This is a genomic window from Streptomyces pratensis, assembly GCF_016804005.1.
Taxonomy (GTDB): domain Bacteria; phylum Actinomycetota; class Actinomycetes; order Streptomycetales; family Streptomycetaceae; genus Streptomyces; species Streptomyces pratensis_A.
In genome coordinates, this window is sequence record NZ_CP051486.1 from 325,299 (window position 1) to 342,892 (window position 17,594).

The 17,594-nt window shown below is 70.3% G+C and carries 19 protein-coding genes and 2 pseudogenes; 12 read left to right on the plus strand and 9 right to left on the minus strand.

Features of this window, described 5'->3' with window-relative positions:
• Positions 1-42: 42 nt before the first annotated feature.
• Positions 43-1,113, minus strand: coding sequence for a PDDEXK nuclease domain-containing protein (locus HED23_RS01510; RefSeq protein ID WP_203181643.1), 1,071 nt, complete (start codon positions 1,111-1,113; stop codon positions 43-45).
• A gap of 181 nt (positions 1,114-1,294) precedes the next feature.
• Between HED23_RS01510 and HED23_RS01515 the strand changes: the two genes are divergently transcribed.
• The 6 genes from HED23_RS01515 (at position 1,295) to HED23_RS01540 (ending at position 7,130) form a co-directional block, all read left to right on the plus strand.
• Entirely contained in the window at positions 1,295-3,106 is a 1,812-nt protein-coding gene (locus HED23_RS01515) for a bifunctional metallophosphatase/5'-nucleotidase (protein ID WP_203181644.1), read from the plus strand.
• 269 nt (positions 3,107-3,375) lie between these two features.
• Entirely contained in the window at positions 3,376-3,864 is a 489-nt protein-coding gene (locus tag HED23_RS01520) for a hypothetical protein (RefSeq protein WP_238441806.1), read from the plus strand.
• Positions 3,861-4,250, plus strand: a complete 390-nt coding sequence (locus HED23_RS01525) for a transcriptional regulator (protein WP_203181646.1) — start codon at positions 3,861-3,863, stop codon at positions 4,248-4,250. Before HED23_RS01520 ends, HED23_RS01525 begins: the two co-directional genes overlap by 4 nt.
• Positions 4,247-5,188 (plus strand): ABC transporter ATP-binding protein, encoded by a 942-nt coding sequence (locus HED23_RS01530; RefSeq protein ID WP_238441807.1) that lies wholly within the window; start codon positions 4,247-4,249, stop codon positions 5,186-5,188. The genes HED23_RS01525 and HED23_RS01530 overlap by 4 nt, the downstream gene beginning before the upstream one ends.
• Positions 5,189-5,199: 11 nt before the next feature.
• Complete coding sequence (locus tag HED23_RS01535; RefSeq protein WP_420803013.1) at positions 5,200-6,126, plus strand: ABC transporter permease; 927 nt, start codon at positions 5,200-5,202, stop codon at positions 6,124-6,126.
• 71 nt (positions 6,127-6,197) lie between these two features.
• Positions 6,198-7,130, plus strand: coding sequence for a phosphatidylinositol-specific phospholipase C (locus tag HED23_RS01540; protein ID WP_203181648.1), 933 nt, complete (start codon positions 6,198-6,200; stop codon positions 7,128-7,130).
• 4 nt (positions 7,131-7,134) lie between these two features.
• Here the strand turns inward: HED23_RS01540 and HED23_RS01545 are convergent, their stop codons facing one another.
• Both HED23_RS01545 and HED23_RS01550 read right to left on the minus strand, forming a co-directional pair.
• A complete protein-coding gene (locus HED23_RS01545; protein WP_203181649.1) occupies positions 7,135-8,205 on the minus strand; it encodes a cell wall protein in 1,071 nt (356 codons plus the stop codon).
• 202 nt (positions 8,206-8,407) lie between these two features.
• Positions 8,408-8,923, minus strand: coding sequence for an ATP-binding protein (locus HED23_RS01550; protein ID WP_203181650.1), 516 nt, complete (start codon positions 8,921-8,923; stop codon positions 8,408-8,410).
• A gap of 209 nt (positions 8,924-9,132) precedes the next feature.
• Here HED23_RS01550 and HED23_RS01555 point away from each other — a divergent pair, with 209 nt between their 5' ends.
• Both HED23_RS01555 and HED23_RS01560 read left to right on the plus strand, forming a co-directional pair.
• The gene (locus HED23_RS01555) at positions 9,133-9,990 is read left to right on the plus strand and encodes a helix-turn-helix domain-containing protein (RefSeq protein WP_203181651.1); all 858 of its coding nucleotides are present in this window, start codon (positions 9,133-9,135) and stop codon (positions 9,988-9,990) included.
• 5 nt (positions 9,991-9,995) lie between these two features.
• Positions 9,996-10,190 (plus strand): DUF397 domain-containing protein, encoded by a 195-nt coding sequence (locus HED23_RS01560; RefSeq protein WP_203181652.1) that lies wholly within the window; start codon positions 9,996-9,998, stop codon positions 10,188-10,190.
• A 205-nt stretch (positions 10,191-10,395) separates the two neighbouring features.
• Here the strand turns inward: HED23_RS01560 and HED23_RS01565 are convergent, their stop codons facing one another.
• Positions 10,396-11,235, minus strand: coding sequence for an SDR family oxidoreductase (locus tag HED23_RS01565; protein WP_203181653.1), 840 nt, complete (start codon positions 11,233-11,235; stop codon positions 10,396-10,398).
• Positions 11,236-11,327: 92 nt separating this feature from the next.
• Here HED23_RS01565 and HED23_RS01570 point away from each other — a divergent pair, with 92 nt between their 5' ends.
• On the plus strand, positions 11,328-11,699 hold the full coding sequence (locus HED23_RS01570; protein ID WP_203181654.1) for a winged helix-turn-helix transcriptional regulator: 372 nt from the start codon (positions 11,328-11,330) through the stop codon (positions 11,697-11,699).
• Positions 11,700-11,713: 14 nt separating this feature from the next.
• Here HED23_RS01570 and HED23_RS01575 read toward each other — a convergent pair.
• Positions 11,714-12,140 (minus strand): annotated as a pseudogene (locus HED23_RS01575) (TetR/AcrR family transcriptional regulator); the annotation flags it as partial.
• Positions 12,141-12,143: 3 nt separating this feature from the next.
• Here HED23_RS01575 and HED23_RS01580 point away from each other — a divergent pair.
• The 3 genes and pseudogenes from HED23_RS01580 to HED23_RS01590 form a co-directional block, all read left to right on the plus strand.
• Positions 12,144-12,575 (plus strand): annotated as a pseudogene (locus HED23_RS01580) (NAD(P)-dependent oxidoreductase); the annotation flags it as partial.
• Positions 12,576-12,946: 371 nt separating this feature from the next.
• Positions 12,947-13,393 (plus strand): helix-turn-helix domain-containing protein, encoded by a 447-nt coding sequence (locus HED23_RS01585; protein WP_203181655.1) that lies wholly within the window; start codon positions 12,947-12,949, stop codon positions 13,391-13,393.
• Between the two features lie 31 nt (positions 13,394-13,424).
• Positions 13,425-13,967 (plus strand): PIN domain-containing protein, encoded by a 543-nt coding sequence (locus tag HED23_RS01590; protein ID WP_203181656.1) that lies wholly within the window; start codon positions 13,425-13,427, stop codon positions 13,965-13,967.
• Positions 13,968-13,979: 12 nt separating this feature from the next.
• Here the strand turns inward: HED23_RS01590 and HED23_RS01595 are convergent, their stop codons facing one another.
• The 4 genes from HED23_RS01595 to HED23_RS01610 are packed head-to-tail and all read right to left on the minus strand — an operon-like array spanning position 13,980 to position 17,592.
• Complete coding sequence (locus tag HED23_RS01595; RefSeq protein WP_203181657.1) at positions 13,980-15,407, minus strand: sensor histidine kinase; 1,428 nt, start codon at positions 15,405-15,407, stop codon at positions 13,980-13,982.
• The gene (locus HED23_RS01600; RefSeq protein WP_203181658.1) at positions 15,404-16,135 is read right to left on the minus strand and encodes a response regulator transcription factor; all 732 of its coding nucleotides are present in this window, start codon (positions 16,133-16,135) and stop codon (positions 15,404-15,406) included. Before HED23_RS01600 ends, HED23_RS01595 begins: the two co-directional genes overlap by 4 nt.
• 47 nt (positions 16,136-16,182) lie before the next feature.
• Positions 16,183-16,365 carry a hypothetical protein gene (locus HED23_RS01605; protein WP_203181659.1) on the minus strand — a complete coding sequence of 61 codons (183 nt, stop codon included), beginning with the start codon at positions 16,363-16,365 and terminating at the stop codon, positions 16,183-16,185.
• A 15-nt stretch (positions 16,366-16,380) separates the two neighbouring features.
• On the minus strand, positions 16,381-17,592 hold the full coding sequence (locus tag HED23_RS01610; protein WP_203181660.1) for a S1C family serine protease: 1,212 nt from the start codon (positions 17,590-17,592) through the stop codon (positions 16,381-16,383).
• Positions 17,593-17,594 lie beyond the last annotated feature (2 nt).

Genomic DNA, 17,594 nt, shown 5'->3' on the forward strand with positions numbered 1-17,594 from the left:
AGGCTGTTGCACGGCCCGCGGGGGAGCGGTCCACCCGCCCGGTCATTCCGGGTCCGCCTCCCGGCGCAGGACTTCGTGAGCGATGCGGGAGAGGTCGTCCGTGGTGGGCATCAGCTCCCGCACGCCCGGGGGAAGGCCCGCGTACGTGCTGACCGCGAGAGGCTGGTTCTGCGACTGGAGGGCGAATTCGACGGTCGTCGCGTCCTGGCTCTCCGCGATGAGGATGCCGAGTGTCCGGTCGTCCCGCTCCGGGTCGCGCAGGAGGCGGTCCACCGCGGTGACGTAGAAGCTGAGCTGCCCGAGGTGCGAGGGGTGAGCCCTGGTCGTCTTCAGCTCGACCACCACGAAGCGGTGCAGCCTGAAGTGGTAGAAGAGCAGGTCGATACGGAACTCCGTATCGCCCACGGTGAGAGGGTACTGGCGGCCGACGAAGGCGAACCCGAAGCCGAGCTCGGTCAGGAACTGGATGATCTTGTCCGTCAGTGCGTCCTCGAGCTCGCGCTCGGCGGCGGTGTCCGACAGCTGGGTGAACTCCAGGCGGTACGGATCCTTGAAGATCTGCGTCGCGGCCTCGGACTGCTCCGGGATCGTGACGTCGAAGTTGTTGGCGGCCGCGCCCTGGGCGAGATGGAGCTCGCTGCGGATGTGTGTGGTGAGACGGTCACGGGACCAGCCGTGGTACACGGCGTGCTGAGCGTAGAAGTCCAGCTCGAAGCGGGTTTTGCACTTGTCCATGAGGAGCTGGAGATGGCCCCAGGGCAATTGCGCAGCAGCTTGCTGCGCAAACTGTCCCGGCCATGTTCGAGCCATCTGCTGCATGTACTGCAGATTGCGCGCGCTGAACCCCCGCTGGTTCGGGAACTCGGTCCGCAGCTCCGTGGCGATGCGGTCGACGACCTTCGTCCCCCACTTCTCGCCACCCTGCCTCTCCAGGATCTTCCGCCCGATCTGCCAGTACATCAGGAGCATCTCGGTGTTCACCTTGAGCTGGGCGCGCACGTGCGCGCCCCGCACGATCGACTTCAGGTCGTCGATCATGTCGTGGAAGCCGGCGGGAAGTTCGCCCTGTTGCTGGGCCGGAACCACTGCCCCGGCCATGAGTTCGTTGTCCATGGGGCACAGACTTCCGGCACGTATGCCTGCGGTGACGTTTCTGCTCGCATATGTACGCCCTACGGGTGATCAGCCCCTTTCCGAGTGCGAGGCAACCAGTTCGTAACCCCGGATATCTGTCGCGCTACGCGCGTTGACCCTAGGCTGCGGCACGCAGGAACCAGAGACTCGAAGGGGACCGATGTCAGCGACTCCACTCAAGAACCGTGCGCCCCGGCGGGTGCTCGCCGCCGCGGCAGGGCTGGTCACCGTCGGCGCACTCGTCGCCGCTATGCCGGCGGGTGCCCACGACCGGGGGAACGGCCATGGTCACGGCCACCCGTCCCGCACCGTCGACGTGCAGCTGCTCTCCTTCAACGACCTGCACGGCAACCTGGAGCCGCCGGCCGGATCCGCCGGGACGGTCAGCGAGACGCAGGCCGACGGCACGGTGAAGTCGGTTCCGGTCGGCGGCGTCGAGTACCTCGCCACCTCGCTGCGTAACGCGCGCAAGGGGAACCCGTACTCCGTCACCGCGGCCGGCGGCGACATGGTGGGCGCGAGCCCACTGCTGTCCGGGCTCTTCCACGACGAGCCCACCATCGAGGCGCTCAACGGGCTCGACCTCGATGTGACGGCCGTGGGCAACCACGAGTTCGACGAGGGTGCCACGGAGCTCGCCCGTCTGCAGAACGGCGGCTGCCACCCGGTCGAGGGCTGCTACGAGAAGGGCAAGAAGTTCAAGGGCGCGGACTTCCCCTACCTCGCGGCCAACGTGACGAACGAGAAGACCGGCAAGCCGGTTCTCAAGCCGTACACGGTCTGGAAGAAGAACGGCGTCAAGATCGGCTTCATCGGAGTGACCCTGGAGGGCACCCCGAACATCGTCACGGCCAACGGCGTCAAGGGGCTGAAGTTCCACGACGAGATCGAGACGGTCAACAAGTACGCCAAGGAGCTGGACCGCAAGGGCGTCAAGTCCATCGTGGCCCTGATCCACGAGGGCGGGGCCCCGGCCTCGTCCTCGTACAACTACGACTGCGACAGCCCTGGCGCCGGTGACGGCATCTCCGGACCGATCGTCGACATCGCCAAGGGAATCACGCCGAAGGTCGACGCCCTGGTCACGGGCCACACCCACCAGGCCTACGTGTGCACGGTCCCGGACCCGTCGGGCAAGCCGCGCATGGTGACCTCCGCGTCGTCGTTCGGCAAGGTTTACACGGACACGACACTCACCTACGACCGCCGCACCGAGGACATCGTCCGTACGTCGGTGAAGTCGGCCAACCACGTGGTCAGCCGGGACCAGGCCAAGGCCGCCGACATGACCGCGCTGATCGCCCGCTGGAACACGCTCGCCGCCCCGATCGCTGGCCGTCCGCAGGGCTTCATCTCGGCCGACATCAACGGCCGTGGCTCCACGGCCCCCGAGAAGCCGCTCGGCAACCTGATCGCCGACGCCCAGCTGGAGGGCCTGGCCCCCGCGGACAAGGGCGGTGCGGTCGTCGCGTTCATGAACCCGGGCGGTATCCGCTCCGACCTGGTGTTCAAGGCGTCCGGCAGTGAGGGCGACGGGGTCGTGACGTACGGCGAGGCGTTCACCGTCCAGCCGTTCACCAACATGATGAACGTCGTCGACCTGACCGGTGCTCAGCTGGTCACCGCGCTCCAGCAGCAGGTCAGCGGTTCCAACGCGGCGTCCCCGAAGATCCTTCAGGTCTCGAAGGGCCTCACCTACACGCTGGACCTGACGAAGTCGGGCGCCGAGCGGGTGGTGGCGGACACGATCCGCCTGAACGGTGAGGCGATCGACCCGGCGAAGACGTACCGCGTCGCGATGAACGAATTCCTCGCGGGCGGCGGCGACGGCTTCGCGGCCCTCGGCCAGGGCACGAACAAGCTGGTCGGCGCATCCGACCTCGACCTGTTCAACGCCTACCTGGCGGCGCACTCCACGTCTTCCGCCCCGCTGGCCCCGCCGGCCACGGACCGGATCACGATCGTGCAGTAGTCCGGCCACGGCGCAGGCACAGCCGTCACCGCCCGCCGGTCCGACGGCGCCGCCACGTGTCTCTCCACGGCCCCGAGCCCTTCACGGTTCGGGGCCGTCGTGCGTCCGGGGGCAGGGGGCGCACCGCCGGGGCGGCCGGCGGGCACGCCGTCGACTTGCCTGTCAGGAAAGCTTGCCCATCAGGAAAGTCGGAGGTAACTTTCCCAGCAGGAAAGTCGAGCGGGGTGACTTGCCCCGACCGTCTCGGAATGTCAGGGGAGGCGACGGCCGTGAGCACGCCGGTGGATGCCGAACAGGCATGGAACGACCTGCAGCGCATCCGGGTGCCGCAGGAGCGGGTGTACGACGAGATCGAGCGAAGCGCGTCCGGCGGTACCGGTGCCGCGTACGCCACGGCCGCGATCATGTGGGTCTTCCTGGTCGGCCAGGGCCTGGACCTGCCCTTGTGGGGTGTCCTGCTGTCCCTCGCCGTGTACGTGGCTCTGCTGAGCGCGGTGGCCGTGATCTGCGGCCGCAGGAGCCGGATGCGGCTGCACCACTCCCGCTGCAACCGGCGGATGTCCGCCACGCTCGTCGCGGGGGCGCTGGTGACCGGCGGGACGACCTTGCTGTCCGGTCACCTGGCAGAGGGGCTGGAGCCGATGGCCGCCGGTCTGATCCAGGCCACGGCCTCGACGGCCGCGTTCCTGCTGTTCATCGGTCCGGCGCGTCGCTGGGCGGCGGACTCCGTGCGCGTCGGCGGACGGGCGGGCCGATGAGCATCCCCACCGGCTTCGACGAACTGATCCATCCCGCCACCCGGCTGTCGGTGGTCGCACTGCTCGCCGCCACCGAGTGGGCGGACTTCGCGTTCGTGCGCGACAGCCTCTCGCTCAGCGACTCCGCGCTCTCCAAGCAGCTGCACACCTTGGAAGAGGCCGGGTACCTGGAGATCCACAAGGAGGGCGGCGGCCGTAAGCGGCGCACGAAGGTACGGCTGACGGACCGTGGCCGCGCCGCCTTCGACGGGCATGTGGCGGCGCTCCGGGCGATCGTCGACGGCGCCACGGCGGCGCAGGCGGGCCGGGCGGCGGACGGCAGTCCCGCGACACCCGCGACCGAGGCGGAACTTCGGCAGCAGCACCACGCAGAGGCAGGACGATGACGACGGCCAAGAGCACACCCGTACGCCCCGCACCGCCCACCACGACCACCCTGCCCGTCATCCAGGCACGTGATGTGCGCATGTCGTACGGCGACGTCGACGTGCTCCACGGCATCGATCTGGACATCCACCGCGGCGAGGTCTTCGCGCTGCTCGGCCCCAACGGCGCCGGGAAGACCACCACCGTCGAGATCCTGGAGGGCTTCCGGAAGCGCTCCGCCGGGGACGTCAGCGTCCTCGGTGCGGACCCGGAGCGGGGCGACGACGCCTGGCGGGCGCGGATCGGGCTGGTCCTGCAGTCCTGGCGGGATCACCGCCGCTGGCGGGTCGCCGAGCTGCTGACGCACTTCGCGACGTACTACCCCGACCCGCGCGACCCGGCCGCACTGCTCGACCTGGTCGGCCTCACCGGCCAGGCCGGTCAGCAGGTCGACCGGCTGTCCGGCGGCCAGCGCCGGCGGCTGGACGTCGCACTCGGCATCGTCGGCCGCCCCGAGCTCCTCTTCCTGGACGAGCCGACCACCGGCTTCGACCCGGAGGCCCGGCACGAGTTCCATCTGCTGGTCGAACGGCTGGCCCGCGACGAGGGCGTCACCGTCCTGCTCACCACGCACGATCTGGTGGAGGCCGAGCGGCTCGCCGACCGGATCGCCATGCTGGTCGGCGGCCGGATCCGGGCCTGCGGCACCCCGTCGGAACTGGCCCGGCGGGCCGCGGCGCAGGCCGAGGTCCGCTGGACGGCCGACGACGGGACGGCCCGCCGCGAACGCACCGAGGACCCCTCACGGCTGGTCTGGGAACTCCACCAGGACGCGGACGGCCCGATCGCAGGCCTGGAGGTGCGCCGCCCGACGCTGGAGGACACCTATCTGCACATGGTGCACCGGGAGGACGACGGCGCGGACGAGGCCGTGGACGTGGAGGCTCAGGCCGTATGAAGGGGACAGGCGTGACCGAGAAGACGGACGAGGCCGGCGCGGCGGACGTGAACGACGCACCGGACGGGACGAAGAGGTCCCGCCCCACACGCACCTATTGGCGGGCCGGCTTCCTCCGGGGCGGCATCGAGCTGCGGCACCTGCTCCGCAACCCCAAGGAACTGTCGGGCCATCTGACCAACGTCGTCGTCGCGTTGCTGGTCGCCGTCTACATCAACGACGACGTGCCCGGCACCCGGACGCCGATGTCCCACCTGGTGATCGCGGGCTTCGCCGCCTATCTGGTGTTCCAGGTCGGGCTGATCACTCTTCCGCAGATACTCGTGACCGAGCGGGAGGAGGGCACCCTGCTGCGGCTGCGCGCCACGCCCGGCGGGATTCCGGCCTATCTCATCGCCAAGTGCCTGCTGGTGGTCGTCACGGCGGTCGGCTCGCTGGCCCTGCTCCTGGCGGCGACCGCCCTGGTGGCGGACGGGCCGCTGCCACGCGGGCCGGGGGACTGGGTGACGCTTGCGTGGGTCACCACCCTCGGGCTGCTCGCCGTCGTGCCGCTGGGGGCGGCCATCGGTGCCGTGCTGCCCAACCCGCGTGAGGCGCTGGCGTTGATCATGCTGCCCACGATGGGGCTGCTCATCATCTCCGGGACGGTGGTCCCGATCACCGAGCTGCCCGTTCCGGTCCAGCAGGTGGCCTCGGCCTTCCCGCTCAAGTGGATGGCGCAGGGCCTGCGCTCCGCGTTGCTGCCCGACGCCGCACGGGTCGCCGAGCCGGCCGGTTCGTGGGAGCTGCCCATGGTCGCCCTTGTGCTGACAGCCTGGACGGTCCTCGGGTTCCTCCTCGCCGCCCCCCTCCTGCGCCGGGCCGCCCGCCGTGAGTCCGGCTCCCGGATGACCGCACGCCTGCGCAAGGCGGAACAGGGTGGGGCGAAGGTCGCGTAGGAGGACTCCCGTGAGGGCGTGCGCACATCGCCCCATTCCCCGGTTGTTCTGTACGCGCCATAATCCGGTCCATGGTGACCCTGGGCGCGACAGAGCGAAGCGACAACGACAGCCGCGGTATCGACCGTCGGCGCTTTCTGACAGGAGCGGCGGGCCTCACGGCGGGCGCGCTGCTGAGCGCCGTACCCGGCACGGCGCGCGCCGCGTCGCGCGCCGTGCGCGGCACCCAGGACTGGATGGGTGCCCTGGCCGACGCCACCCCGCTGCGCCGCCTCACGATCCCGGGGACGCACAACTCGGGTGCGCGCCACGGAGGCCTCTGGACGGCGTGCCAGAACACGACGGTGGCCCAGCAACTGGACAGCGGCATACGTTTCCTCGACGTCCGCTGCCGGATCAGCGGCGACGCGTACGCGATCCACCACGGGGCCTACTACCAGAACCTGAATTTCGACGACGTGCTTGGTGCCTGCCGGGACTTCCTGGCCAGGCACCCTTCGGAGACCGTGCTGATGCGCGTCAAGCAGGAGTACTCGGAGGAGAGCGACGCCGCGTTCCGGCGGATCTTCGACATCTACCTCGACGACAAGGGCTGGCGTCCGCTCCTGCGCCTCGACTCCACCCTCCCGGACCTCGGCGGTGCCCGCGGCAAGGTCGTCGTCCTCGCCGACAACGGCGGCCTGCCCGGGGTCCGGTACGCCGACCCGGCGGTCTTCGACATCCAGGACGACTACATGGCGGAGCCGTTCGCCAAGTACACCAAGATCGAGGCGCAGTTCCGCAAGGCCGCGCAGCAGCCCGGCAAGCTGTTCATGAACTACGTGAGCACCGCCGCCCTGCTGCCGCCCCGCTGGAACTCCGACCGGCTCAACCCGCAGGTGCACGCGTTCCTCGACGGGGCGGAGGCATCGGGCTGGACCGGGCTCGGGATCGTGCCCTTGGACTACCCCGCGACCCGTTCGGGGCTGGTGGAGTCACTGATCCGGCACAACCCGACCGGCTGAGAAGTCACCACGCCGAGGGTGCGGCCCGCTTGGCGGCGTAGGCGCACAGCCGGGTCCCGTAGAGGTCCAGTGCGTCGTCGGGGTCCTCGTCGTAGTGGGCCGCCACCTCGTGCCACCGGTCCCACGCGTAGAGCCGGGCGTGGCGGCGGTCGTCGTCCGTTCGGGGAGGGGCGGCGGCCTGGCGGCTGCGCAGCCACTGCTGCCATTCCGGGTTGGCGGCGGGACCGGCTGCGAGATCCTCGCCCGCCCGGCGGGCGGCCTCGGCCCGCTGGTCCCGGGTGAGGGCTGCGGTGATGTACGCGGCAGGTCGCGCGGGTCGCCAGTCGACGGCCAGGCCGACGAGTTCCGCCGCGATGTCATGAGGCTCCAGGCCCCGGTCGATCAACGGGCGCAGGGCGAAGGCCAGGCGGCGGAGCCCTTCCCGCTGGGTCCAGCCGACGAGCGGCCGTACCCGCCCGGCGATCCTGATGTCACGGGCCACCTGCCACGGGCTGCGAGGCGAAGCGCTGCCGCCGTTGCTGCCCCTCCGGGGAGTTCCCGCCTTCGCACGCGTCGCGCAGGTGCGCGAGGTGTAGTTCAACCACCCAGCCGGATCAGCAACGGATACGTCGGGGTGCGGCCCAGGAGAATGGGGTGCACGCCTTGCCCGACCACCGTCGTCCACAGGACGCGGCTTCCTGTGGGCGGTCTCCTCCATGAGCGCCCGTCCCTCGTCCGTCACCCCGACCACGCGGGCGCCGTACCCGGTACCGTCGAGCCGGTGCCCGTTCGCATGGTCGTACGCAGCCGGAATCGTCGCCGCGTAGATGGTCGCCGTAGCCGTGTACGGGCGGCCAGGGAGCTGAAGGTTCTTCTTCGTCCCGTGCCTGTGCCACGCCAGCGCACCCAGCTCGCGCAGCACCCGGACATGACGCTTCACCGTCGCCGTCGAAACTTCGCACCGGGCGGCCGTGCCTTCGAGGTCGTACAGCACGAAGCCCAGCCGGTAGTCCATCCGCGCCGCGAGATCCCGGGCCACGGCCAGCGTCGTCTCTCCCGCGCGCGGGTGCAGGCCGGCGCCGATCAGCCACGTCACGGCAGACAGCCACGTACGCGGACGGGCATGCCGGGCAGGGGTCGAGCCGACCTCCTGGAGGGCGCGGGGAACGGGGGCCCACACCGGATCAGGGCATGGCGGAGGAGCGCAGCGCGAAGCCGCGCCGGTGGTACGACGTATCAGGGTCCGTCGGGGTAGGGCAGTCCGGCGGCCGGGCCTGCCGGTGGATCGAAGCGGGCGGTCAGGCCTGAACCGCCGTGCGGGGGCGCGGAGAAGGCCGTGCGGTGGTCTCCGCACCCCCGGCGAGCGTGAACCACACCGCCTTGTGGCTGGGAGAGCAGCACCCGCAGACCTCCGACCCCCAGGCCAGGGCGAGCTCCTCCAGGAGCAAGAGTCCCCGCCCGCATTCCTGGGCGTGACCCGCGCGGATCGACCCGTCGGACGTGGCGCCTGCCGCTGGCGCGGTCCAGGGCGTGTCATCGGCGACGGACACGGTCACCTGCTCCCAGCCGACCGTCACATGCACCCGGATCAGTGAAGTGCGGGTATGGCGATGGGCGTTGGCCACGACCTCGGTCACACAGAGGCGGGCATCGTCGACGATGCCGCTGTGGGGTGTGCCGGTGAGCAGCGAGGCGACGAAGTGCCGGGCGATCCCGGCGGAACGCGCGGTGTTGGGCAGGGAGAGCCGGTAGCTCTCGCCGTCCTGACGGTGCGGTGATGATGCGGAGGGTGCGGTGGCGTTGACGCTGGTCATGTCGTTCTCCCCACGTGGTGCGATCCGAACGCGCACGCGGCTCGTTGACCGTGGTGACGGTCGCGTGCGGCGAGGGCTGGCGCGCTGTACCGAGGTGACTAACGAACGTACCCATAGCTCATAACTAGTGATACGGCTCGATGTCGTGAGTAACGAACACCCAGTGGTTCGGGTACGGCCACACTGGGATTCGACAGGAGGGGATCTGTATGCCGCCGAGGAAGCTGCTCACGGTGCGACAGCGTCGACTGGGCTCCGAGCTGCGCAGACTCAGGGAGCATGCGGGCCTGACACTTGCCCAGGCCGCAGAGCGGTTGGGGGCGGACCGCACCACCATCAGCAACACCGAGTCGGGGCGATTCGGCGTGAGCCCTCAGCGGGTGCGGGCGTGGGCCGACCACTACAAGTGCCCCGAACCGGCGTACGTCGATGCCCTTGCCGCCATGGCTGCGGAGCGTGTGAACGGATGGTGGGAGCACTACCGCGGTGAGCTGGCCAACGACGCTCTCGACCTCGCGGAGCTGGAGTATCACGCTGCGGCTGTCCGGTCGGTGCAGGTCATGTATATGCCTGGCCTGCTCCAGACCGAGGAATACGCCCGCAGCGTCTTCGCCGAGAGTGTTCCGGTGCCGAGCCCCACGCGTCAACGTCGCCTGCTCGCACACCGATTGCAGCGACGGGACGTGCTTGACCGGCCGAATCCGCCCACCTGCACGTTCCTGATCCACGAGGCCGCACTGCGGATGGCATACGGAAGTCGCGAGGTGGCACGCGCCCAACTCGTGCATCTGTTGCAGGAATCCGACCGGGGCAACATCACCATCAGGGTGATTCCCTTTGCTGCGGGCGGTTTTCCGTTCGCAAGCAGTTCGGCACACTACGTGTACGGGATCGTTCCGCAGCTCGATACCGTGCAGGTGGACACCGCGACGGGGTCGTCGTTCCTCGATGCCGAGACGAGCCTGGTGAACTGGAGAGTCGCGCTGGACCGGACCGAGGAGAGGTCGCTCGACCCGGGGCGCTCGCGGGACTTCATTCGGGGCATCGCGCAGAGCATGAAGGTGTGAGGATCATGGAAATTCAGTGGCGCAAGTCCTCGAAATCCTCGAACGCCGAGGGCTCCGACTGTCTCGAACTGGCCGAGCACGAGGGCGAGATACTTCTCCGCGAGAGCGACCACCCGGACGTGGTCGTGCGGACCACCCGTGCCAAGCTCCGGGCCTTCCTCGGCGGGGCCAAGGAAGGCGAGTTCGACGACCTGGCCTGAACCGCGCGCTGACCGGAACTCGTGCGGGACGTGCCGGGACCGTGTGGCCGACGGGGGTCGGCCACACGGTGATTCACCGAAGCCGCAGCCTCGTTCCCGGTCCGGTAGCGGGCCATGGCGGCGTCAGCTTCGCGTCAGGTTCCTCGGAGGCACCAGCAGTGGACCGCCGAGCACGAGGAGCGGGTACCGGAAGCGCCGGCCGGTCTCAGCGGAACGCGGCGACATTGCGGGCGGCCCAGTCGGCGAAGGGGCGGGGGGCGCGGCCGAGGACCTGTTGGACGTCCGGGCTGACGCGGAGCTCGGACGGGCGCGGGGAGCCGAGGATGTCCAGGGTGTCGTCGGCGAGCTCCGCCGGCATGCTCCGGGTCATGGCGGCCTTTGCTTCGGCGCGGGTGAGCTCGTGGAACCTCACCGGCGAGCCCAGCGCGGCGGCGATGGCCTCCGCCTGCCGGCGCGGAGTGATCACCTCCGGGCCGGTCAGTTCGTACACGCCGCCGGTGTGCCGGTCCTCCAGCAGGCAGGCCGCCGCCACTGCGGCGATGTCCGCCGGGTCGATGATCGGCACCCCGATGTCGCCGAAGGGCGCGGCGACGACCCGTTGCGTGCGGACGGACTCGGCCCACCACAGGGCGTTGGAGTCGAAGCCGCCCGGCCGCAGGATGGTCCACTTCAGGCCGGACTCCCGCAGCGTGTCCTCCAGTGCGCGCATCGCGATCCGCGTGGGGCCGAAAGGTCTGGTCGCCACGCCCAGTGTGGAGAGCAGGACGACCCGACGGACCCCGCCGGCCACAGCTTCGCCGATGATGTCGGCAGGGCTGGCTCCCGTGGAGTGCAGGTCGCCGGACAGCAGCAGGAACAGCGCTTTCGCGCCGGCCAGCGCGGGCTTGAGGCTGCCCGGTTCGGTCAGGTCGGCCGCCACGTGGCGGACGCCGTCGGGCACCGCCGCCTTGTGCCGTGACACGGCGATCACCTGCTGGCCCGCCTCGGCGAGTGTCTGCGTCAACGGTCGGCCGATATTGCCGGTGGCCCCGGTTACTACGATCATGTTCAGCTCCTGGTCAGAGATCCTCAGTGGCCTGCACGCTAGGAGCGGGGACTAACTTTCGGTAAGGACGTACCTCGAGGTAAGTTCATGGCATGAGGGAAGGCGTGCAGCGCAGGCAGGTCGAGGCCGGTGAGCGGTATGACGTGTTTCACACCGACTGCCCCGCGCGCGACATGGTCGACCACGTGACCAGCAGGTGGGGTGTCTGGGTGCTGATCTCGTTGCGGAGCAGCGACCTCCGGTTCTACGAGCTGCGCGAGAGTATCCAGGGCATCAGCGAGAAGATGCTCTCCCAGACCCTGCGCGCACTGGTCCAGGACGGCCTGATCTGGCGGGAGGTCGAGCCGACGACGCCGCCCCGGGTCACCTACGGGCTGACCGAGTTCGGCCGGGAAGTCGGCGAACCGCTGACGGAGCTGTTCGACCGGATCACACGGCGGCTGTCGCCGCGCAGCGCGGGATAGCGGGTCCCTCGGGATCACCCCAGGCACCGCCCGGAAGGGGCATGAATCCCCTCCTGGACCTCGTATGAGCGCACGAGGCGCGCGAGTTGCCTGCCCGCCGCCTGTAGTGGTTCCTCGCTGCGGGTGACCTGGGCGGTGACTTCGGCGCCTTCCAGGGCGGAGATGACGGTGGTCGCCAGTTCCCGGGCGCTCTGGGAGGGGAAACCGCTGCCCAGCAGCTTGTCGCGGACCAACTGCTCCCAGCCGCAGAGTGCGTCGGCGCATGCCTGCTGGATCTCCGAGTCGGTGCCGAGTGTCTCCCAGAGCCGCTGCCGTGACGGGGCAGCCGTCGATCCAGCCCGATTCGCGCAGTTCGTAGGCGAGTTGTCGGGCGCAGGCCATCACGGCCTCCGCAGGGTCGTCGTCGCTGTCCAGCGCCTTCCGCAGGAGCGTCGCGAATTCGCACTCGAAGTCATCACGGGGCGGACCGATTACCGGGGAGAGGGCCCCGGGCTTGCCGCGCTCATGTACCAGATCGGCATGGTCATGTTCTGGACCTCCATGCTGAGCTACTGGCAGGCCATCGCCCTCGCCGACGCCAACGGACTGACGGCGGCGGACATCCTGCCGCACGCCGTGGAGACCGCGAACTCGCTGCCGGGATTCTTCTCGTTCTACTCCGAGCGCATCGACGCCGGCCGGCACATGGGCGACGTGGACCGCCTGGCCATGGGGATGGCCGGCGTCGAGCACGTCCTGCACACCAATGCCGACGCGGGCGTCGACACCGCCCTTCCGGCCGCGGTCGCTGACCTCTTCCGGCGCGGCATGGACACCGGCCACGCCGAGGACAGCTTCTCCAGCCTGGTGAAGCTGATGACGAAGGCCGAAGCGTAGCCGCGCCTCCGGCCTGCGCCACGTGACCTGCATGGTCAGGTGGACAGGCCGGGCGCCGGTGGTGCTCCGCAGTTCGCTGCGGAATTCCGTCGCCGGCTCTGAGCTGCCCCGCCCTCACACCCCCGGCGGCGTTCGTGCCCCCGGGCGCCGGTCCGACGCCACCGTGCCGGCTCCGCCCTCTGCCGGGCTCAGCGCGGTCTCGCCGCCCGCGCGCCGGCCGTGCGGGCCACGATGGAGAAGTCGAGGCCCGAGCCGGGGGCCGGCGGGCCGAGGGGGGAGTGTCAGAAGGCGTGCGGGATCCGGAGCCGGTTCCCTGCTTGCGTTTCTTTCGAATTGTGCGATGCTGAGGTGACCCAAAAGGAGACAGAAGCATGCACGGAACCTCTGAGGACCGCACTCTCCTACCCGAGCACCGAGCGGAGATCGCCGAGCTCTGCGCCTTCCTCGACCGCACGCCGCAAGCAGCCGAGCCTGCTCTGCTGCGCGGTCCCGACGGCAGCACGCGCACCATCCCCCCGGAGGTCTACGAGGCGCTCATGACGGTGGTGCGAGCGCTGTCCGAGGGCAAGGCGGTGACCGTCGCCCCGGTGAACACCACGCTCACCACACAAGAGGCCGCTGACCTGCTGGGGATCAGCCGACCCACATTCGTCAAGATCCTCGATGAGGGAGACGTCCCGTTCTCGCGTCCGGGCAGACACCGCCGGGTGCTGCTGGCTGATGTCCTCGTCTACAAGGAGAAGAGGCGTTCACAGCGCAAACAAGGGCTGGACGAACTGGTTCGGCTGACCGAAGATGCGGATCTGTACGACAACTGAGCGCCGAATCGGCTGAGTCGACTGGAGTGATGTGCAGCGCGTCGTCCTGGACACCTGTGTCCTCTTCCCGAACTACCTCAGGGACACGCTCCTGCGTCTTGCCGAGGCGGAGCTCTACGAACCGCTCTGGTCGCCCGACATCCTGGCCGAGCTGACGAAGAACGTCGGCGAACGGATCGGGGCCGACAAGGCCAAGAAGCTCGTCGACGCCATGGCGGACACGTTTCGCGAGAGCCTGGTGACGGGATACGCGGCCCTTGTCCTCGCGATGACGAACGACCCCAAGGACCGGCACGTGTTGGCGGCGGCCGTGCGCGGTCAGGCGCACGCCCTTGTCACGCTCAACGTCAAGGATTTCCCCGCCGAGGCCGCGGACCCGTACGACATCGAGGTGCTGCGGCCCGACGACTTCCTGCTGGACCTGCTGGACCTGGCGCCGGTCGAGGTGACCTCCGTCCTGCGGGCGCAGGCCGGCAGCTACCGGCGCGCGCCACGTGACCTGCATGGTCTGCTCGACAGGCTGGACGCCGGTGGTGCTCCGCAGTTCGCTGCGGAATTCCGGCGTCGGCTCTGAGCTGCCACGCCCTCACACCCCCGGCGGCGGCGTCGGTGCCCCCGGGAGCCGGATCGAGGCCACCGTGCCGGGGCCGCCGTCCTCCGCCGGGCTCAGGGCGATCTCGCCGCCGGCGTGCTGCACCGTGCGGGCCACGATGGACAGGCCGAGGCCCGAGCCGGGCAGCTGGCGGGCCGACGGGGAGCGCCAGAAGCGGTCGAAGACGTGCGGGAGGTCCTCGGCCGGGATGCCGGGGCCGTGGTCCCGTACGGTCAGCTCGCCGCGGTGCAGGACGACCTCGACCGTCCCGCGCTCCGGGCTGAACTTCACCGCGTTGTCCAGCACGTTGACGACCGCGCGCTCCAGAGCCGCAGGTTCGGCGCGTACGTACCAGGGGGCCAGCTCGGCGGTGATGGTCAGCTCCGGGCCGCGCAGCCGGGCGCGTTGCAGCGCGGTACGCGTGATCTCGTGCAGTGCGACGACCTGGAGGGGGCCGGGCTGGGCGGCGTCGGGGCGGGAGAGTTCCTGGAGGTCGCCGATGAGGGCGGCCAGCTCGGTCATCTGGGCCTTGACCGAGGACATCAGCGCCTTGCGGTCGTCCGGCGGGATGGCACGGCCCGTGTCGTCGCTGCGGGCGAGCAGCTCGATGTTCGTACGGAGGGAGGTGAGAGGGGTGCGCAGTTCGTGCCCGGCGTCGGCGATGAGCTGCGACTGGCGGTCGCGTGAGATGGCCAGGGACTCGGCCATGGCGTTGAACGAGCGGGACAGCCGGGCGATCTCGTCCTCGCCCTCGACCGGGATGCGGACGGTGAGGTCCTCGGTCTCGGCCACGTGTGCGACGGCGTGCGCGAGGTCGTCGACGGGGCGCAGCCCGGTGCGGGCGATCCACAGACCGGCGGCGCCCGCGCCGACGACGCCGATGCCGGACACGAGGAGCAGGACCCAGGCGAGGGTGGAGAGCGGCTCGGTGACCTCGCTCATCGGGCGGGCGATGGACACCGCGAGGCTCCCCGACCCGGCTCCGGGGTCGCCCCGGACGGTCAGCGGGGAGGTGTAGACCCGCATGTCCTCGCCGTTCTCGGCAGTTGTCGAGTGCAGGGTGTAGGACCGTTTCCGCTCGGCCACCTCCTGGTCCTTCTCGTCGACAGGCAGCTTCGAGGTGGCGTCGGGGGCGATGCACACCGTGCCCTGGGTGTCGATGAGCTGGATCGTCGCACCGGTGAACGGCCGGGGCGGCAGCGGGGTGGTGCCCCGGCAGTAGGCGTACAGGTCCACCAGGTAGGGCTGGTCCACCTTGGAGTTGCGCAGCGACTCGTCCAGCTGGTGCTCCAGCTGCTCCCTCGTCACGAACCAACAGGCGGCTGCGACCGCTGCCACCGCCACCGCGACGGCCATGGCGACCAGCAGGGCCAGCCGTGAGCGGAGCGGCAGTGCGCGGAGCCGGCGGGGCAGGCCGGTCACCCGTCACCGCCGCCGGAGCGCAGGGCGTACCCGACACCCCGCACCGTGTGGACCAGGCGGGGTTCGCCGCCCGCCTCCGTCTTGCGGCGCAGGTACATCACGTACACGTCCAGGGAGTTGGAGCTGGGCTCGAAGTCGAATCCCCAGACTGCCTTGAGGATCTGCTCCCGGGTCAGCACCTGCCGGGGGTGGGCCAGGAACATCTCCAGGAGGGTGAATTCGGTGCGGGTGAGATCCACCCGGCGGGTCCCCCGGGTGACCTCGCGGGTGTTCAGGTCCATGCGGAGGTCCGCGAAGGACAGGACGTCGTCGTCGGGGACGGGCCCGCCCGCAGCGGCGGCGTACGAGCTGCGGCGCAGCAGGGCGCGGATGCGGGCGAAGAGCTCGTCCAGCTCGAAGGGCTTGACGAGGTAGTCGTCGGCGCCGGCGTCGAGGCCGGTGACCCGGTCGCCGACGGTGTCGCGTGCGGTGAGCATCAGGATCGGCGTGGTCGACCCGGTGGACCGGATGCGCCGGGCGGCGGTGAGGCCGTCCATGCGGGGCATCTGGATGTCCAGGACGATCAGGTCGGGGGCGTACGCCTCGGCCTTGGCCAGGGCGTCGTAGCCGTCCACGGCCACCTCCGTCCCGTACCCCTCGAACGCGAGGCTGCGCTGGAGCGCCTCGCGTACGGCGGGCTCGTCGTCGACGATCAGGACGCGCTGCGGATCGTCTTCGGCGGGGCTCATGGCTTCTTCGTCCTCTTCCCTCGTCCCGGGTCCTTGTACTGCGGTCCTCAGCCTCGCACGGCCTTCGCGCGGCGTCGCGCGGCACGTCGCCCACGGCCGTTGCCGCTGTGGATCTCGGGCGGGCGGGGAGCGGGCGGGGTGGCGGCCGAAGCTGCCAGTTCGGCGGCCAGGGCGAGCGGCAGTGCCAGACCGGACGGGCCGGCGGCCTCGGTGACGTCGTAGGGGTTCATGGAGAGACCTCCTCGTCAGGAGCCGTTGCCGGCGCGCAGGGTGTCCAGGTCGGCCTTGAGCGTGTTGACCGGGATGGCGAAGCCGAGGCCCACGCTTCCCGCTGCCGTACTGCCCGAGGTGCTGGAGGAACTGGGCGAGTACATCGCGGAGTTGATGCCGATGATCTCGCCGTTCATGTTGATCAGCGCGCCACCGGAGTTGCCGGGGTTGAGTGAGGCGTCGGTCTGGATGGCCTTGTACGTCGTCTTGGACGAGCCGGTGTCGCCGTTGAACTGCTGGCCACCGAATTCGAAGGGCCAGTTCTGACCGCCCTGCTGTTGCTGCTGCTGGCTCTGGTCCTCGTCCTTGGCCACGGTCACGTCCCGGTCCAGGGCGGAGACGATGCCGCTGGTGACCGTGCCGGTGAGCCCCTCGGGTGAGCCGATGGCCACCACCTGGTCGCCGACCTTCACCGAGGAGGAGTCGCCCAGCGAGGCCGTCTTCAGGCCGCTCGCGCCTTGGAGCTTGATGAGTGCCAGGTCCTTGGCGGCGTCCGTGCCGACGACATCGGCCGTGTACGTCTTGCCGGTGCTGAGCGCCACCTCGATCTCGGAGGCGCCGGAGATGACGTGGTTGTTGGTGACGATCTCGCCGTCCGCCGTGATGACGACACCGGATCCGGTGGCCTCGCCCGCCGAGGAGGTCGCGCTGATCTCGACGATGGACGGCGACACGGCAGCCGCCACACCTGAGACGGTGCCGGCGCTGCTCTGCGAGACGGTGGTGCCGCTGACGACGCCGCCCGTGCCGGAGCTGCCGGCGCCGCCGCCCGCGAGCTCACCGATGAGGGTTGCGGTGCCGCCGCCGATGGCCGCTGCCGCGATCGCCACGGCCGCGAGCAGGGCGAGCGGGCGCTTGACCCGGCGCTCGGGCTTCGGGGCGTCCGCCGCCGGGAGGGGCTGGGGCGCCGGGGCCGGCCAGGCGTACGCGAGGGCCGGTACCTCGGCGGTCGGCCGCTCGGGCTCGTGGGCCGGCGGCGGCGGATAGGCCGCCTCACCGCCACCGTGGGAGCCGCCGCTGTGGGAGCCGCCACCGTGGGAGCCGCCCGGCGTGACCCCGTCGTACGAGCCGGTGCCGTACGGGCTGGTGCCGTACGGACCGCTGTCGTGCGAAGCGTTGCCGTGCGAACCGTTGTCATGGGAGGGGGACATCGGGTACTCGCCGCTCGGGCGGGGGCTGTCGGTCATGT

What these genes read in the sequence shown, in the direction of transcription:
- HED23_RS01510 (WP_203181643.1), bottom strand. Translation starts at nt 1,113, where the DNA reads ATGGACAACGAACTCATGGCCGGGGCAGTGGTTCCGGCCCAGCAACAG.
- HED23_RS01515 (WP_203181644.1), top strand. Translation starts at nt 1,295, where the DNA reads ATGTCAGCGACTCCACTCAAGAACCGTGCGCCCCGGCGGGTGCTCGCC.
- HED23_RS01525 (WP_203181646.1), top strand. Translation starts at nt 3,861, where the DNA reads ATGAGCATCCCCACCGGCTTCGACGAACTGATCCATCCCGCCACCCGG.
- HED23_RS01530 (WP_238441807.1), top strand. Translation starts at nt 4,247, where the DNA reads ATGACGACGGCCAAGAGCACACCCGTACGCCCCGCACCGCCCACCACG.
- HED23_RS01540 (WP_203181648.1), top strand. Translation starts at nt 6,198, where the DNA reads ATGGTGACCCTGGGCGCGACAGAGCGAAGCGACAACGACAGCCGCGGT.
- HED23_RS01550 (WP_203181650.1), bottom strand. Translation starts at nt 8,923, where the DNA reads ATGACCAGCGTCAACGCCACCGCACCCTCCGCATCATCACCGCACCGT.
- HED23_RS01555 (WP_203181651.1), top strand. Translation starts at nt 9,133, where the DNA reads ATGCCGCCGAGGAAGCTGCTCACGGTGCGACAGCGTCGACTGGGCTCC.
- HED23_RS01560 (WP_203181652.1), top strand. Translation starts at nt 9,996, where the DNA reads ATGGAAATTCAGTGGCGCAAGTCCTCGAAATCCTCGAACGCCGAGGGC.
- HED23_RS01565 (WP_203181653.1), bottom strand. Translation starts at nt 11,235, where the DNA reads ATGATCGTAGTAACCGGGGCCACCGGCAATATCGGCCGACCGTTGACG.
- HED23_RS01570 (WP_203181654.1), top strand. Translation starts at nt 11,328, where the DNA reads ATGAGGGAAGGCGTGCAGCGCAGGCAGGTCGAGGCCGGTGAGCGGTAT.
- HED23_RS01585 (WP_203181655.1), top strand. Translation starts at nt 12,947, where the DNA reads ATGCACGGAACCTCTGAGGACCGCACTCTCCTACCCGAGCACCGAGCG.
- HED23_RS01600 (WP_203181658.1), bottom strand. Translation starts at nt 16,135, where the DNA reads ATGAGCCCCGCCGAAGACGATCCGCAGCGCGTCCTGATCGTCGACGAC.
- HED23_RS01605 (WP_203181659.1), bottom strand. Translation starts at nt 16,365, where the DNA reads ATGAACCCCTACGACGTCACCGAGGCCGCCGGCCCGTCCGGTCTGGCA.
- HED23_RS01610 (WP_203181660.1), bottom strand. Translation starts at nt 17,592, where the DNA reads ATGACCGACAGCCCCCGCCCGAGCGGCGAGTACCCGATGTCCCCCTCC.